This window comes from Leisingera sp. ANG-S5 (genome assembly GCF_000813925.1).
Taxonomy (GTDB): Bacteria; Pseudomonadota; Alphaproteobacteria; order Rhodobacterales; family Rhodobacteraceae; genus Leisingera.
The window spans coordinates 63,624-79,763 of the sequence record NZ_JWLH01000026.1 but is presented as its reverse complement, the minus strand read 5'-3'; the positions used below and the strand labels follow the sequence as shown (position 1 = coordinate 79,763).

Here is a 16,140-nt window from a genome sequence, read left to right as displayed (position 1 = left end):
CCACGGCGATGAACACCGCCTCTGCCCCGTCGACCGCCGCCGCCAGATCATCGGTGAAACTGAGACGGCCCGCGGCCACGTTTTTCTCCATCAGCTGATCCAGGCCCGGTTCGTAGATCGGCACCTCGCCCCGGTTCAGCCGGGTGATTTTATCCGCGTCCTTGTCGACGCAGATCACGTCATGGCCGAAATCCGAAAAACAGACGCCGGACACCAGTCCGACATAGCCGGTGCCAATCATCGCAATGCGCATGAACTGCCCTTTCCCCAATCGCTCTGCAGCGGCTTGGCTGCCGCCCTTGTTCTGAGATTAGAAGGATATACGCCGTTGCACAGGGCAGGAACCGGTTTTTTAGGCGGCCGGGAAACAGGACACATAATAGGTCCGCTTCGGACCAAATGTTTCGCGCGCGAAACATTTGGTCCGAAGCGGACCTAAATGCCGGGGCAGGATTCCCGCTCCGGCAGCGGCGGGGAAGCGGCGTAAAGCGTTTGACAGCACCCTGTATTTATGTGCTTTCGGGCCCGCATAAGCGGCAGCAGATTCATCAGACAGGCCCGGACCGGGCCCGGACAGGCAAGGAGCATCCTTTGGCAGCAGCAGCAGAGGCCCCCGGCAGCGCAATCCCGGCATCGCCAGCCCCCGGCGGCGCAGGCCGCCTGGTGGCGGTGGTGGTGACCTACAACCGGCTGGACAAGCTGAAGGCAACGCTGGCGCGGCTCTTGGAGAGCCCGGAGCATGAGCTGGCGGCGGTGGTGGTGGCCGATAATGCCTCCACCGACGGCACCGGTGAATGGCTGGCGGCGCAGGAGGATCCGCGGCTTGATATCTGCGCCAGCCAGACCAACCGCGGCGGCGCCGGCGGCTTCGAGATGGGCATGCGCCGGGCGATGGAGGCCCACGCACCGGACTGGCTGGCGGTGATGGATGACGACGGCCGGCCCGCACCGGGCGGGCTGGCGGCGTTCCACGGGCTGGCGATGCACCAGCAGCCGGCAGGTGCAGCAGACGGCGGCGGCTGGGACGCGGTGGCGGCGGCGGTCTATTTCCCGGATGGCCGCATCTGCGAGATGAACCGCCCCTCGCGCAACCCGTTCTGGCACGCCCGCGAGTTCCTGCGCACCCTGTTCGGCGGCGGCCGCTCCGGCTTTCACGTGCAGCCCTCGGATTACGAGGGGCCGGGCATGCAGATCGATGTCACCTCTTTTGTCGGCTTCTTCATCTCGGCGGCTGCGGTGCGGCGGATCGGTTTTCCGGACCCGGAGCTGTTCATCTATGGCGATGACGGCATCTATACGCTGGGGCTGACCAAGGCGGGCGGCCGGATCGGCTTTGAACCCTCGGTGCGGTTCGAGCATGACCTGTCGACCTTCCAGGGCGGCGCCAAAGAGCCGGCCGGGGAGAAGGCCAAGGCGGATGCCGCGCAGCGCGGCCGCTTCGTGCCGCTGTGGAAGGCCTATTACTACCACCGCAACCTGCTGCTCTTGTACCGGATGGCGGCGGGCTGGCTGTTCTGGCCGGCGCTTTGCGTGGTGCTGCCGAAATGGGCGCTGAAACTGCGCCATCACCGCGGCGCCCGGCGCGCCTTTGCCCGGCTGCTGGCGCATGCGGTGCGCGACGGGCTGCTGCGGCGCACCAGGGTGAGCCATGCACGGGTGCTGGAGCTGGCCGCCGAAGACTGACCCCCGGCCCGCGCGGCATGCGCCCCGGGCCGGGCACCGGCACAGGCCGGCGGTTTCAGGCGGGCGGGTTCAGCGGTTCAGGATGTCCCGGTGGTAGCGCCCGGTCAGCACCAGCCCCAGCGCCAGCAGCCCGAGGCTGCTGAGCAGCACAAACGGCACGCTGGCATAAGAGGCGGTATAGGTCGGGTAGAAGCCGGTGCGCATCAGCCCGGTGATATGGATCAGCGGGTTGAACCACAGGATGTCCTGGGCCAGCGGCGGCAGGTCCTCATAGATGAACAGGATGCCGGAGGCGATGAACAGCGGCCGGGTCAGGATCGACCAGGCGACCTCCCACAGCGGGAACAGCCCGCTGAGGACGCAGTTCAGGGCGCCCACCCCGAGGCCGAGAATCATCGCCAGGAACATCGCCAGCACCGCCGGCGGCAGGTCCAGCACCGCGCGGCTGTCGATGACGGCCAGCACCGCTCCGGTCAGCAGCAGGGTGACCAGGATGCCGGTCAGGCTGTTGAGCAGGAACCGGGCCAGCAGCGCATCAATCCAGGTCACCGCCGGGTAGCGCAGCAGCGGCCGCGAATAGCTGAGCGCCCGGGCCACGGTGTTGGACACGCTCTGGTAGAGATTGAACGGCAGGAAGCCGGTGGCATAGAACAGCAGGAAACTGGTGCCCAGCGACGGGTTGCGGATCACCAGCGAAAAGCCGACCGACAGGAACAGGATCGCCGCCAGCGGCTCCAGCACCGCCCAGAGGTAGCCGCCCGGGGTGCGCCCGTAGCGGGTCGACATCTCGCGCAGCATCAGCGCGGCGATGGTGCGCAGCGCGGCAAAGCTGCGGGCGCGCCCGGTGCCGGGACGCTGGGCAGGAGGGAAGGCCGGAGCGGCGGCCGAAGACGGGGCAGGGGACGGGGCCGGGGCTGCCGCGGATGTGGGTCGGGTCATGAATAGCCATTGTGAATATGCGCGCTGCAGGCGATAATATGAAAGAAAGACGAGGCAATTACAAACGGCTGCAGGCCGGGGTAAGCAGATTATGACACAGGATCGTCCGGCGGCGCAGCGCACAGCGGCCGCCCAATTCCGTTCTGGCCGCAAGGATGCGGACGGTAAAGGTGCCGGCGGCAAGGGCACTGGCCCGGCGGCAAGGCCCGGTCCTCTTGAGCCGGAGGTGAAGATCGCCCAGCAGAAGCGCCGGATCGGCCGCCTGCTGGTCCGGGCCGAGGCCGCCGAGGCGGAGCTGGAAGCGCTGCAGCAGCAGCAGCCCGCCTATCCGATTGCCCGCGCCGCCCATATGAAGCGGCGCCACTGGGGGCTGATCGCCTCTTTCGGGCTCTTGGTCCTGCTGCCGCTGGCGGCGGCGGTGTTCTACCTGTTTGCGGTGGCCGAAGACCAGTATGCCTCCACCGCCGGTTTCACCGTGCGCAGCCAGGACAGCGCCGGCGCCAATGACATCCTGGGCGGGCTGGCCAGTTTCACCGGCAACAGCACCGCCTCCGACAGCGACATCCTCTATGAATTCATCCAGAGCCAGGAGCTGGTGGCCGCAGTGGAGGCGCGCACCGGCCTCAGCGCCCATTATGCCAGCCGCTGGCCCGGCGACTGGGCCTTTGCGCTGTGGCCCGGCGCCACGCTGGAGGATCTGACCTGGTACTGGCAGCGTGTGGTGCGGATCGCCTATGACAGCGGCTCCGGCCTGACCGAGGTGCAGGTGACCGCCTATGAGCCGCAGATGGCCCAGGCCATCACCCGCGCCATCGTCGAGGAAAGCCAGATCCGCATCAATGCGCTCAACGAGCAGGCCCGCACCGATGCGATGCGCTATGCCGAGGCCGATCTGGCGGAGGCGCTGGAGCGGCTGAAAGCGGCCCGCGAGGCGCTGACCCGGTTCCGCTCCCGCACCCGCATCGTCGACCCGGCGGCGGATATCCAGGGCCGCATGGGGGTGATGAACAACCTGCAGCAGCAGCTGGCCGAGGCGCTGATCGAATACGACCTGCTGGCGGGCACCGTGGCAGAGGGCGACGTGCGGCTGGCCAAGGCGCAGCAGAAGATCGAGGTGATCCGCGACCGCATCGACATCGAGCGCCAGACCTTTGCCTCCAGCAACACCGACACCGGCGGCGTCGGCGAGGACTATCCGACGCTGATCTCCGAGTTCGAGCGGCTGACGGTGGACCGGGAGTTTGCCGAGGAGACCTACCGCGCGGCGCTGGCGGCGCTGGAGGTGGCGCGCGGCGAGGCGGCCCGCCAGAGCCGCTACCTGGCCACCTATATCAAGCCGACCCTGGCCAGCGAGGCAGAATACCCGCGCCGCTATGTGCTGAGCGGACTCACCGGGCTGTTCCTGCTGCTGGTCTGGTCGATCGGCGGTCTGATCTATTACTCGGTCCGCGACCGCAGCTGAGGGCAGGGCGGTGATCCGGTTCGAAAACTTGACCAAGAGCTTCTGGATCAAGGGCGAGCGCAAGATTGTCATCGACAATCTGAACCTCACCCTGCCGGGGGGCAAGTCGCTGGCGCTTTTGGGCCGCAACGGCGCCGGCAAGTCGACGCTGCTGGAAATCATCGCCGGCACCCTGCGCCCCGATCACGGAAGGGTGGTCTCCGACGGCACCATCTCCTGGCCGGTGGGGCTGGCGGCCTCGTTCCACCGCGATCTGACCGGGGCTGAGAACGTCCGCTTCATCGCCCGCATCTACGGCGTCGACAGCGACGATCTGGTGGCCTTTGTCGAGGAGTTCTCCGAGCTTGGCAAATCCTTCCACATGCCGATGCGCAGCTATTCCTCCGGCATGCGCTCGCGGCTGACCTTCGGCGCCTCGATGGGGATCCGCTTTGACACCTATCTGGTCGACGAGGTGACGGCGGTGGGCGACAAGGCGTTCCGCCGCAAGAGCCAGGCGGTGTTTGCCGACCGGATGAAGCTGTCCGGCGCCATCATGGTCAACCACTCGATGAAGCAGGTGCGCCAGTTCTGCAATGCCGGCCTGGTGCTGGAGAAGGGCGAGATGCGCTATTACGAGGACCTGGAGGAAGCCATCGCCGCGCATGAGGCGATGCTGGCCTGACCTGCAGGAGGTTGTGTTTTCCGGCTGGCGGCAGAAGCTGGAGCCTCCCCGGGGGCAAGCCAAATCCCCGGTGACCCGCGCCGGTTGACCTGAACGCTCAAACCGCATAGAGCACAGCCGCATCTGCGCCCGGTGCGGTGTTCAGCATCAGGCAGAACAATCCCCAGTCAGTGTCTTTCATTTCTGAGGCGGACTGGCTTCCTGCAGGCTAGGAAAGTGTCGAAATTGAAAACCTCCGTCAAAAATGCCTTGGTTAAGTTCAGGCCCTATGATGCAAAATTGCGCCAATTCGCCCCGTACAAGGCGGTTTCCTCCCAGCTTGAGAGCCTGTACCGGAATTCGCCCCTCAGCGGACCGGCGGGCGCCAAGGACAGGATCTATTACTACACCAAGTATGATCAGGTGGCCTTGGATTCGAAAGTTGTGCTGTTCGACAGCTTTTGGGGGCGGAAAATTTCCTGCAACCCCTACGCAATCTTTCTGGAAATGCACCGCCGGGACGAATTCAAGGGCCATACGTTCATCTGGGTGAAGAACAAGGATGTGGAGGCGCCGGAATGGATGGCAGGGCGGCCTGACATCAAATTTGTGGACTACCGGTCCAAGGAATATGCGCACGCCTTGCTGCAGGCGGAGACGCTGGTGGCAAACTCGAATTTTCCGGGTTACTTCATCCGCAAACCGGGCCAGAAATACATCAACGTATGGCACGGCATCCCGCTGAAGTGCATGGGCATGGACATGCCCCAGAAGCTGCAGAACTCCTTCAACACCCAGCACAATTTCACCCAATCGACGCATATCTGCCTCGCCAGCGACTATGCGATCGAAAAAACAGTGGTCCCTTACGGCGATGTTTTTTCGACCGGCCGGGCACGGGTGACGGGGTCGCCGCGGGTTGATGTCACATTGAACGCGGATGCCGCAGATGTCCGCCGGCGCCTTGGTCTCGCGGATGGCAAGAAGGTTATTCTCTATGCGCCCACATGGCGGGGGGTTGTCGGCAACGTGGCCGGGGAAATGGCCCACCAGGTCGAGACAATACAGCTTCTGTCGGAAAAATTTGGCGGCCAGTACCACATCCTGCTGTCGATCCATAACTATACTAAGAACAATCTGAAGAGCCTGCCGCAGAACTGTCATATCATTCCCGATCAGGTGAATATCAACGAGGTGCTGGCTGCCACGGATATTCTGATCAGCGACTACTCCAGCGTCTTCTTCGATTTCCTGGTGCTGGACCGGCCAGCAGTGCTCTACACCTATGATCTCGAAGACTATAAGGCGACGCGGGGCCTGTATCTCGACATCAATACGCTGCCGCTTCAGGTTGCCCACACCCATGAGCAGCTGACCAGCTTCATCGCCGCGCCGGCAAAGCCGTCGGAAAGCGAAAATTACGCCGCCGTGATGAAGGATATCCTGCCCCAGGAAGACGGCCAGGCCAGCCGCCGCGTCGTCGATCTGGTCCTGTCGCAGCCCGAACTGGAGTGCGCGCCCTCAGACAAGAAGACGATCCTGTTCTATCCCGGTTTCCTGGGGCGGAACGGGATTACCGCGGCGTTTTTCAACCTCCTCGAGACCATTGATCACAGCAAATACGATGTCTCGGTGGTGGTTGACTGCCGGTCGGTGGACAGCTCTCCGGATGGTGAGGACTATTTCCGGAAGCTGCGCCGCCACTGCCGCGTGGTTTTGAAATCCGAGGCGATGTTTGTCGCCCCTTCAGACATGGCGGTCTATAATGCCTGGCGGGCCGGCGAGACGGTTGAAGGGCTTGGGGCAAGCCTGGAGCGGAGCATGGATCTGGAAGTCCGCAGGATCCTGTCGGACCGGCATTTCGACTGTGCCGTCAACTACTCGGCCTATACCGTCTGGTGGGTGGATTTCATCAAGCGCGTCAGCGCCGGCCGCCATGCGATTTACCAGCACAATGACCTGCACGCGGAGGCGCATAACTCCAGCGCGAACCGCGACCAGCGCCAGCTTTTGAACGTGTTCGAAGAGTATAAGGACGTCCAATCGCTGATTTCGGTCTCGCCGAGCCTGAGGGACATCAACGCTGCCAAACTGGGCCAGTATTACCCCGGCCCGGACAGTGCGAAATACGCCCGCAACATCGTGCATCCGGACCGGATTCTGAAACAGGCGCAGGATATCCGGGCGCTCCCCGAGCAGATTAAGACCCTGCTGAGCTTTGAACAGCTGCTGGAGCAGCAGGGCCTTGAAACGCGGCCCCTCGTGAAATTCGTCACCAGCGGGCGGCTGTCACCGGAGAAGAACCAGGCCCGGCTGATCGAAGCGATGAAGCAGGTGGTCGAGGCCGGCATCAACGCGGTCCTGATCGTCATGGGCACCGGGCCGCTGGAAAAGGACCTGAAGGCACTGGCCAGAAAGCTGGATCTGCAGAACCGGATCATTTTCACCGGTCATGTCGACAATCCTTTTGCGGTTATCAGCATGTGCGAATGCTTTGTGCTGCCGTCCGATTATGAAGGCCAGCCGATGGTCCTGCTGGAGGCACTGGCGATGCAGAAATACTGCATCGGATCGGATGTCCCCTCGATCCGCTATGTTCTGGAGGGCTATGGCGAGCTGGTGGAGCGGACCCCGGATGCCTTTGCCGAGGCGATGATCCGCTCCGTCAAAACGCCCAAGGACGTGCCTGCGTTTGATTTCGGCACCTATACGAAGGAAGCCATGGCCGAGTTTCATGATGCGATCGGGGTCTGAACGGGCGTCCGGAAGCATGACCCCGCGCGGAGCTTGAACTGCAGATCCCCGCGGGCCTGGCCCTAGGGGGCAAACAGGTCCGCGGGGATCTGCCAGCCGCCGTCTGCGGCGGGGGTGATATGGCCTGCGCGCTGCATCTGCGCCAGCAGCGCCTGCCGCCGCGGGCTGCCGGCGCTGAGCCGCAGCTGCCAGAGCGCCTGGGCCAGCGACAGCGGGTTGGGCAGCAGCTGCAGGTTGGGGGTGTCGGAGCCGCAGTGGAAATCGCGCTTGGGCACCTGCCAGTTGCCGTAGTTCTCGGTCAGGTAGCGGCCGGCGTCATCCGGGCCCTGCACCTCGATGCCGGCCAGCGGATAGGATGCCAGGCCGAAGTCGGCATTGTCCCAGCGGTACTGCGAGGAGCCGTGCCACAGCAGCCCGTCCTCGCGGTAGTGCAGGAAGATATCGGCGACGGTGCCGTTGGCGTGGCGCAGCTTGTAAAGCACCGGCAGGTCGCGCCGGGCCAGGCGGCCGCTGCCATCGCGCTCCAGCCGGGTCTGGCAGGCGCTGGCAATGCAGCGGAACGGCGGGCTGCCGTGCAGCACCGCCTCCAGCCGCTCCAGATCGGTCTCCTCTGCAATCACCCCGAGGTCGATGTCGTAGTCATGCTCCAGGATCGCCTTTTCGCGCACCGCCCCCAGGAAGGTGCCGGAGAGCACAAAGGCGCGGATGCCGTTCTGCTCCAGGAGCGCCAGGGTGTCGCGCAGCGCCTGTTCGGCGCCGGGGCGGGAAAACTGCTGCTGGATCGGCGTCCCGGCGGCGGGCGGCTGGCTGGCAGGCGGCACCGGCGCGGCATCCAGCGCCCCCTGCAGGGCGGCGGCGGCGTCCTGGCGGAACAGCTGCAGGCAGCGGGGATAGTCGGGGGTGCCGAAGGCGGCGAGGGCGGCGCTGGCCGAGATCAGGCACAGCTCGCCCTGCAGCACATCCGGCGCCAGGCGGGCGGCGCGGCGGCTGAGGAAGCGGCGCAGCGCCGCCAGCTCGCGCGGGGCCAGCTCCTGGTAGAACACCGGCACCGGATCCTGCGAGATGTCGATGCCGGGCCAGCCGCGCCGCAGGTACCAGGACAGCCGCCGCATGCCGGTCAGGAACTGGTCGCCGTGCAGCCGCCGGAACATTTCGCGCGCCAGGGCCGGGGTGCCGGTCACCGCCAGGGTGGCGCCGGCCGCGGCCAGGGCGGTGCCCCAGCGGGCGGCGCGGCCATGGCTGCGGGTCAGGAACTGGCCGGGAAACAGGGTGCGGGCAAGCCGGGCAGCGGGGCGGGAAGCGGTCAGCGTCATCGGGGAGAAAGAGGTCCTGGTGGCGGTCTTCGGGGCAGGGCAGGCGGCTGGCGGCGGGGCCGCTCCGGCTGGCTAGATAGCCTGTTCCGGAGGATTTGGATAGGGGCCTGCTGCGGGCTTGCGGCGGGCCTGTTGCAGGCCTGTTGCGGGCCGGGGGATGGGGCTGCGCGCCAGCCCGCCCGGCCGCGGCCTGCGGGCAAAGCGCGGTGGCCTTCCGCGGCGGCAATGCGTAGTATCCGGCGCGGGAAACAGCCGCGGCCCGCGCGGCGCAACAGAGCAGCCGGAATACAATGAATCAGGTCACTTTGCACATCGGCACCACCAAGACCGGGTCGACCAGCATCCAGAGCTTCATGGCCGCCAACCGGGAGCGGCTGGCGGAGCGGGGCCTTCTCTATCCCCGGAGCCTGGGCGAGGTGCCCCATAACGCCATCCCGGTGTTCCTGCAGGGGCGGCAGCGGGAGACCCAGCTGCAGGAGACCTATGGCATCCGCACCCAGGCGCAGTATCAGAAGTTCGAGCGCAGGGTGCAGGCGGCGCTGGCGAAGGAAATCGCCGCCCATCCGGACAAGCATATCGTGATCTCCAGCGAGCACATGCATTCGCGCTGCACCCGGCCGGAGCATTTTGCGCGGCTGAAGACGCTGCTGGCACCGGCCCTGGAGGGCCGCCGCCTGCGCATCGTGGTCTACCTGCGGCCGCAGATCGACCACGCGGTGGCGCTTTATTCGACCATGCTGCGGCACGGGCTGGAGGAGGATGTGGACAGTTTCCTGGCGCGCCACATGCACCCGCCCAAACGCGGCTATTTCAATTTCCGCAAGCTGCTGGAGAGGTGGGGCCGCGAGTTTGGCCCGGAGGTGCTGGAGGTGCGCGCCTTTGCCGCCGCGAAGGGGCTGCCGCATGGGGTGGTGTCGGATTTCGCCGCCCTGCTGGGGCTGGATCCGGAGGCGCCGGGCTGGGAGCAGCCGGAGCGCGAGAACACCAGCATGGGCATCTGGGCCGCCGGGGTGCTGCAGGCTCTGAACAGCGGCGAAACCGGGGTGGAGCTGCCGCCCCATGCCGATTTCCGGCTGCGCCAGTGGCTGCGCAACGAGGTGCCGCCCGGCAAGGTGCTGCCGGGCCTGGACACCGCCCGGGCGTTCCAGAAGAGCTTTGCCGGGGGCAACAAATGGGTGGCGGCGCAGTATTTCAAGGACCGCCCCGGCGCGCTGAAGGTTGACTGGACGCCGTTTGAAGCCCCGCCGCCGCAGCCGCAGCAGGATGTCAGCCCCGAGGCGCTGATCCGGCTGGCCGAAACCATGATGTATTGCGGCAAACCCGCGCCCGAGCGCTGGGTCCGGCGCTGGTGGCGCCGCCTGTTCGGCAGCGAAGAGGAGGCGCAGGCGGCCTCCGCTCCGGCACCTTTGCCGCGTCCCGAAAGCAGCCCGTCCGGCAGCGGCTCGCCCGGCTGATGCCCGGTGCCTAGGCCAGCGGCGGCGCAAAAAACGCCGGTGCCGCCTGGCCCTTGTCCTGGCATTCCAGGAAGCCGCGCGCCGCGTCCAGCGCCTCGCGGATGGTCACATCCATGTCGAGATAGCGGTAGGTGGCCAGCCGGCCCGCAAAGGTGACGCCGCGGGTCTCCTCTGCCAGCTGCACATAAGCCGCCAGCAGCTCCTTCTCCTTCACCTGGCGGATCGGGTAGTAGGGAATGTCGCCGGGCTCTGCCTGGCGCGAGAACTCGCGGTAGAGCACCGAGCCCTCATGGCTTTCCCAGGGGCTGAAATGCTTGTGCTCGGTGATGCGGGTGTAAGGAACAGCTTCCTCGCCGTAGTTCATCACCGCGCAGCCCTGGTAGTCGCCCTGATGGGTGAAGCGCTCGAAATCGAGCGTCCGGTAGCCGAGCCGGCCCAGCCTGTAGCCGAAGTAGCCGTCCAGCGGCCCGGAGTAGAACACATGATCGTATTCTGCTCCCATCTCCGGGGTGAATTCAGTCTCTAATTGGAGCAAAATGCCCGGATGATCGAGGATCCGGGCGGTCATCGCGGTATAGCCGTCCTGCGGCATGCCCTGGAATTTGTGGAAGAAGTAATTGTCGTCGTAGTTGAAGCGGACCGGCAGCCGCTTCAGGATCGAGGCGGGCAGTTCCGAGGGGGGCATGCCCCATTGCTTGAGGGTGTAGCCCTTGAAAAACGCCTCATAGAGATCGCGGCCGACAAAGCGCAGCGCCTGCTCTTCGAAGGTCTGCGGATCTTCGATCGTGGTGTCGGCCTGTTCCTCGGTGATGAAGTCATGCGCCTCTTCCGGGCGCAGGGTCTTGCGGAAGAACTGGTTGATGGTGTGCAGGTTCACCGGCAGCGAGAAGACTTCCCTAGCGCCCGAGAGCCCGCGGGTGGTGGATTTCACCCGGTTCTTGTAGGGCAGGAAGGCTGCGAAGCGGTTCACATAGTCCCAGACCTCGGTGTCGTCGGTGTGGAAGATATGCGGCCCGTAGACATGCACCATCACGCCGGTCTCCGCATCGCGCTCGGTGTGGCAGTTGCCGGCGATGTGGGGGCGCGCGTCGATCACGGTGGCCTGATGGCCGGCCTCGGCCAGCTGGCGGCCGATCACCGCGCCCGACAGGCCTGCGCCTACGCAAAGAATGTTCATGGCGGTTCTCCGGGTCCGGTCCGGGCGCTGCCGGCCCTTGCGGCCCTATTGTGCCGCAGGCGGCGGCGGATGTCATACGGCTGTCATGCTCTGCGGGTTAAGTGCCCCGGAAAGCCGCCGGCAGGGCGGCAGGGCACAGGAGGCGGCAGTCGGGGAACAGCAGGCATACCACGGGGTCCGCCCGCATCCGCTGCGGCCGGGGCAAAGCCGGGCGGCGGCGGGGTTATTCGGCAGCGGTGCTGAGCCCCTGCATCTTGTTGCGGATCATCGTGCTGGAGATTTCCGGCGTGCGCGGCATGTAGATGACCTGGCAGAGATCCGACAGGAAATCGAATTCGCCGGTCCAGTCATCGCCCATGGTGAAGACGTCGATATTGTGGTCCTGCACGTCCTGGCGCTTCTGCTCCCAGGTGTGCTCCGGAATCACCAGGTCCACATAGCGGATCGCCTCGAGGTCGCGCTTGCGCTCCTCCCAGGAGAATTTCGAGGTCTTGCCCTTGAGCTCGTTGAACTCGTCGGAGGACAGCGCGACGACCAGGTAATCACCCAGTTCCCGGGCCCTGCGGAGCAGGCGGATATGTCCGAAATGAAGGGTGTCAAAAGTGCCGTAAGTAATCACACGCCGCATTAATAACTCCATATTCACACGCCCCGTGCCGGAAATCTGTTTTCCGGTCCGGTCTGGCTGCAATTCCGCTTTCCCGCCGGGGCCTGACTGCTCGTGCCGGGATGCCTCTCTTAGCTGTGGAAGCGTTGATAGCCGGTTAAGCGGCCTTTGGGTAGACCCCGGATCAATTTAGCCCGCCAGCCGCGGCCGGCAGGCCGCATTCTGCCGCTGCCGGGCCTGTGCAGGCCTGTTTCCGCCCGGTCCGGAAGGGGGCCGGAGAGGGTCCGGACGGGCAGGGAACGGGGAATCAGGACTGCGGCAGGCGCTTGGGGGTGAAGCCAAGTATGCGGTCGAAGAAATCCTGCAGCGCCGCCTCGCAGTAGCGCTCGGCGTCGAAGTCGGCGCCGCTGATCCGGCCCTCGATGAAATGGCGCATGCCCTCGGCAACCCCGTCGACGCTGGGCGGCACCAGGTGGCCGTACTCGGTGCCCAGCACGCTGCGGGCGCCGGGGATGTCGGTGGCCAGCACCGGCTTGCCCAGGGTGAGCGCCTCCAACAGCACCATCGGCTGGCCTTCGTAGTCGGAGCTGAGCAGGAAGCAGCTGGCGCGGGCGATGACCGGGAAGGGGTTGCTGACATGGCCTGCAAAGATCACCAGATCCTCGACGCCGCAGTTGCGCGCCTCTTCCTTCAGCTCCTCCTCCAGCGGGCCGGTGCCCATGATCACCAGCGTCGCCTCGGTGCCTTCGGCGCGCAGCCGGGCCAGGGCCTGGATCGCCCGGTCCTTGGCTTTCTCCGGCGACAGCCGCCCGGCCATCACGAAGACCGGCTTGTCCTGCGGCAGCTGCAGGCCCAGCTCCCGCGGCAGCGGTGCCTGCGCCCGAGCCCGGATCTGGTCCGGGCGGATCACGTTGCGCACGGTGAGCGCCGCCTCCGGCGCGGCGTAATAGGCGGTGAGATTGGCGGCATTCACCTGCCGGGTCTCATCCGAGACGCTGGCAATTGCATCATACCATTTGTAGGTGGCAAAGACGCCGTTGAGGATCGCGAACCGTTTGTCGGCCTCCGAGCGCATGTCGTTGTGTTGGTAGATCGCATGGCGCTTGGCCGGCAGCATCGCCATCAGCAGGCTCCAGTAGCGGGCATAGCCGCTGAAATCCACCGCCGCGTCAAACTCCATGTCGCCCGCGAGCCGCCGTGCCTCACGGCGGAAGGCGGCGGTCACCGCGGCCTCATGCTCCGGGCTTTCAAAGCGGTTCTGCTCATAGAACTGCTCCACCAGGGCGTTTTCTTCCGGCGGGCGTACCATGCCGCCGGCCCGGTGCAGCAGCCGCACCCGCGGCCCGGCCCGGCGCAGGTTGGCGCGCAGCTCTTCGGATTTCTCCAGCGGCAGGCCTTCGGTCAGCACATAGATGTCGAGATCATAGTCTTGCAGCGCGCCCAGCAGATTGAGCAGCGAAGAGGTAATGCCGTTGTTCTTCCAGCCGCCGCCGTAGAAGGCGATCCGGGGCCGCTTGCGGCTGCGCGGCAGGGGCGGGGCGGAGATGGCCTTGAGTGCCCGGGTGGTGGCCTGGCCGTCCTCCAGCGGAAAAAACTGCGCCTTGGCCGCCTCAAACTGCGGCAGCGCATCGGCGCGCTGGCCGGTGCGGATCGCCTCCATCACATCCTTGGGCCGCATGCAGAGCTGCGCAGGCAGTTCCTCAAGTTCGGCATTGAGGCCGCGCAGCTCCTCGTATTCGGCACGGTCGTAGACATAGAGGATCAGCTGCCGCCCGGTGGCCAGGTAATCGAACATGATGCTGGAATAGTCGCTGACTAGAATATCCGCGGCCGCCAGAAAGCGGTTGGTGGACATGCCGGCGGGCACTGCCTTGGCGTTTTTGGCGCGGGTGCCGGTGAAGTTGTGCATCTGCGCATAGACCGCGTATTGGTCGGGATCCAGCCCGTTCAGCGCCTGCAGGAGGGCATCCAGCATCGGTGCCTTCTTGCTGGCCTTGCCCAGTTCGCCGCGCCAGGTCGGCGCCACGAAGATCAGCTTCTGACCGTCGTTCAGCCCCAGTTCGGCGCGCAGCGCATCGGGGTCTGCAGTCAGCGTCTCATCTACCCGCGGCGCGCCAATGCAGCTGAGCCGTGCGCCGACCGCCTCCTGCACATCCGCAGCCCCCAGCAGCGCATCGGCGGTGAAGCTGTTCTGCAAGAGCACATGTGAGGCCTGCAGAAAATTGCGCTGGCTGTTGCGGTGTACGGTCGGGCGCAGGGCGTCCTCGTGCTTGAACATCCGCTTCAGCGGCACCCCGTGCCAAGTGTTGACATAAGACTGCCCGTCGCGGCGCAGGTACCAGGTCGGCAGGGTGCTGTTGGAAATGATCGTGCCGGCGGTGGCCAGAAGCTGCGCATATTCTGCCGAGCCGGAGGCCACAAAGCGTACATTGGGCAATTGCAACAGGGGTTCCGGAGCGGCTGACGGGCGTTTCAGAGCCCAGACATGTTCCAGGCCGGCCCGTTCGGGGTCGTTCAGCAGTGCGTCAAATACCGCTCGCGGGCTGCAGTTTACGGAACTGCCGTGGAAGCTTTCATACAGGACGAGGCCGGGCTGGACCGGCTCGCTTTCCAATGCGCGGATAAAAATGTGCTCGGGAAGGGGCGGGGACGGTTTGGGAGGGGCAGATTCCGCAGGTTTCGAGGGTGCGGTTTGCGCGCGGTAGAAGGCACCGATCCAGTGACGAAGCCCTTTCGGCAAGAAACGGCTGGTCCAATGAAGCCTGCGGTAAGCGATACGCAGGATGGTGTTAAAGGCCATTTCCAATACTCCCCCGGGCTACTGGCAACTGCACATAGAGAACAAGCGGTTAGTCTGCCTGCAGGTCTTTCGGCAAGAGGGCTGGGTCATAGCCGAAGCGTTCGAAATCGGCAGCATAGAAGGCCTTTGCCCTTTCTAGCGTTTTTTGAGACACAGTCTGGGGGCTGCGTTCAGATTTTCGGGCATGGTGGATTTTGACGTCATCCACAGGCAGGCCCAGCCATTCAAGCCCCGTGTGAACAGCATGATCCAGGCCATCTTCAAGCCGGAAGGCTTCAACCTTCGGCCCCAGAAACTCGCTTTGCGGCCGGATATGATTGTCCAGAATGTAGTTATCCTTGGGGTAGCGGTTCATCTGCCGGTTTGCCCAAGTGTCGAAGTCCGGAAGTTCCCGGTTTTCCGTAATCGCCTTCCGCCAGTGGTATTCGCTGACTAACCGGGCCAGCGGGTGGCGAACCACCGCGAAGGCGTAGTCATAAAACACCTGCGGGATCCAGTGGCGGATCACTTCCCAGTGCATGTGCTGGGGGGTGGCGTTGGAGTAGCCCAGCCGCTTGTGGTACTTCAGCGCCTGCGGCGCGCCCGCGGCCTTCAGCACCTCTTCCACAGTGGAACCGCCGGTTTTGGGAATATGGACAAAGAGAATGACTTTATCGCCGTTCCGGTAAAGGGGCATTTATCTGCGGCCTTTGTGTTCAGTGGTATTATTCCGTGTGCGTCTAAGCCTGTGAAGGGAAGGTTTCAAACTCGCAAGGCCCGCCATGCTGCCTATAACGATCCGCGGCCATAGCTGCAAGCGACGGACCCGCGCACTCCCCCTGCCATTCCACCAGCTTCGGTGTGACCTGCACAAGGGCCTGAAGTGTGCATTTTGGGCGGCGGCGGCGTGTACATAAGGTTTGGATGGGCCATAGGCGGGGACCGCTGCGGTTTGTCCACCCCGTCGCACAGCCCACGCTGCTTCTAGATACCGAGATCGCCGTCTTTCACTACCACCGGCAAAATCCTCGCGGGGGCCAGAGCGATCGAGATTTCGCGGCAGTACAGGGCAGGGGCTGTGGGTCTCTAGCATCACTGAACTGGAAAATTTTGAAATGAGGAAGGCTTGGGCTCTGCTGGGGATGCAGGAATGTCTCGCTTCGGCGGTACTTCAGCGTCGGATGCGGCGGAGATCAGCTGTCACTGATAGGTATTTTCGGCCTTCGGTGTGACAGGCGGCACAAGTCAGTCCACACTGCTTCTGACGGATCTGGATGGTGTGTGACGGGCGACCAGTGAACGGCGGATCTTTATGATTATGGTGATGAT

The 16,140-nt window shown here is 64.8% G+C and carries 11 protein-coding genes and 1 pseudogene; 5 read left to right on the top strand and 7 right to left on the bottom strand.

Annotated features, from left to right (window positions below):
* Positions 1 to 253: pseudogene (locus tag RA25_RS23370) on the bottom strand (UDP-glucose 6-dehydrogenase); the annotation flags it as partial.
* Between the two features lie 338 nt (positions 254 to 591).
* On the opposite strand from RA25_RS23370, the gene RA25_RS21155 reads away from it, so the two are divergent.
* On the top strand, positions 592 to 1,683 hold the full coding sequence (locus RA25_RS21155; protein WP_241477459.1) for a glycosyltransferase: 1,092 nt from the start codon (positions 592 to 594) through the stop codon (positions 1,681 to 1,683).
* 69 nt (positions 1,684 to 1,752) lie between these two features.
* Here the strand turns inward: RA25_RS21155 and RA25_RS21150 are convergent, their stop codons facing one another.
* Positions 1,753 to 2,622, bottom strand: coding sequence for an ABC transporter permease (locus RA25_RS21150; RefSeq protein ID WP_019294884.1), 870 nt, complete (start codon positions 2,620 to 2,622; stop codon positions 1,753 to 1,755).
* Between the two features lie 91 nt (positions 2,623 to 2,713).
* On the opposite strand from RA25_RS21150, the gene RA25_RS21145 reads away from it, so the two are divergent.
* The 3 genes from RA25_RS21145 to RA25_RS21135 all read left to right on the top strand — a co-directional run bounded on the left by RA25_RS21145 (position 2,714) and on the right by RA25_RS21135 (position 7,481).
* Entirely contained in the window at positions 2,714 to 4,084 is a 1,371-nt protein-coding gene (locus RA25_RS21145; protein WP_082008886.1) for a sugar transporter, read from the top strand.
* A gap of 10 nt (positions 4,085 to 4,094) precedes the next feature.
* Entirely contained in the window at positions 4,095 to 4,748 is a 654-nt protein-coding gene (locus RA25_RS21140) for an ABC transporter ATP-binding protein (RefSeq protein ID WP_039146619.1), read from the top strand.
* A gap of 279 nt (positions 4,749 to 5,027) precedes the next feature.
* Positions 5,028 to 7,481 carry a glycosyltransferase gene (locus tag RA25_RS21135; protein WP_152610481.1) on the top strand — a complete coding sequence of 818 codons (2,454 nt, stop codon included), beginning with the start codon at positions 5,028 to 5,030 and terminating at the stop codon, positions 7,479 to 7,481.
* Positions 7,482 to 7,543: 62 nt separating this feature from the next.
* Here RA25_RS21135 and RA25_RS21130 read toward each other — a convergent pair whose 3' ends face one another.
* Positions 7,544 to 8,794, bottom strand: a complete 1,251-nt coding sequence (locus RA25_RS21130) for a hypothetical protein (RefSeq protein ID WP_019294887.1) — start codon at positions 8,792 to 8,794, stop codon at positions 7,544 to 7,546.
* A gap of 290 nt (positions 8,795 to 9,084) precedes the next feature.
* Here RA25_RS21130 and RA25_RS21125 point away from each other — a divergent pair, with 290 nt between their 5' ends.
* Positions 9,085 to 10,248, top strand: coding sequence for a hypothetical protein (locus RA25_RS21125; RefSeq protein ID WP_039174836.1), 1,164 nt, complete (start codon positions 9,085 to 9,087; stop codon positions 10,246 to 10,248).
* Between the two features lie 10 nt (positions 10,249 to 10,258).
* Here the strand turns inward: RA25_RS21125 and glf are convergent, their stop codons facing one another.
* The 4 genes from glf to RA25_RS21105 all read right to left on the bottom strand — a co-directional run bounded on the left by glf (position 10,259) and on the right by RA25_RS21105 (position 15,508).
* Positions 10,259 to 11,425, bottom strand: coding sequence for a UDP-galactopyranose mutase (gene glf / locus RA25_RS21120; RefSeq protein WP_039174835.1), 1,167 nt, complete (start codon positions 11,423 to 11,425; stop codon positions 10,259 to 10,261).
* Between the two features lie 223 nt (positions 11,426 to 11,648).
* A complete protein-coding gene (gene tagD, locus RA25_RS21115; protein ID WP_036761752.1) occupies positions 11,649 to 12,053 on the bottom strand; it encodes a glycerol-3-phosphate cytidylyltransferase in 405 nt (134 codons plus the stop codon).
* Between the two features lie 286 nt (positions 12,054 to 12,339).
* Complete coding sequence (locus RA25_RS21110; RefSeq protein WP_206539714.1) at positions 12,340 to 14,646, bottom strand: glycosyltransferase; 2,307 nt, start codon at positions 14,644 to 14,646, stop codon at positions 12,340 to 12,342.
* 235 nt (positions 14,647 to 14,881) lie between these two features.
* Positions 14,882 to 15,508 carry a sulfotransferase family 2 domain-containing protein gene (locus tag RA25_RS21105; protein WP_039146640.1) on the bottom strand — a complete coding sequence of 209 codons (627 nt, stop codon included), beginning with the start codon at positions 15,506 to 15,508 and terminating at the stop codon, positions 14,882 to 14,884.
* Positions 15,509 to 16,140: the final 632 nt, after the last annotated feature.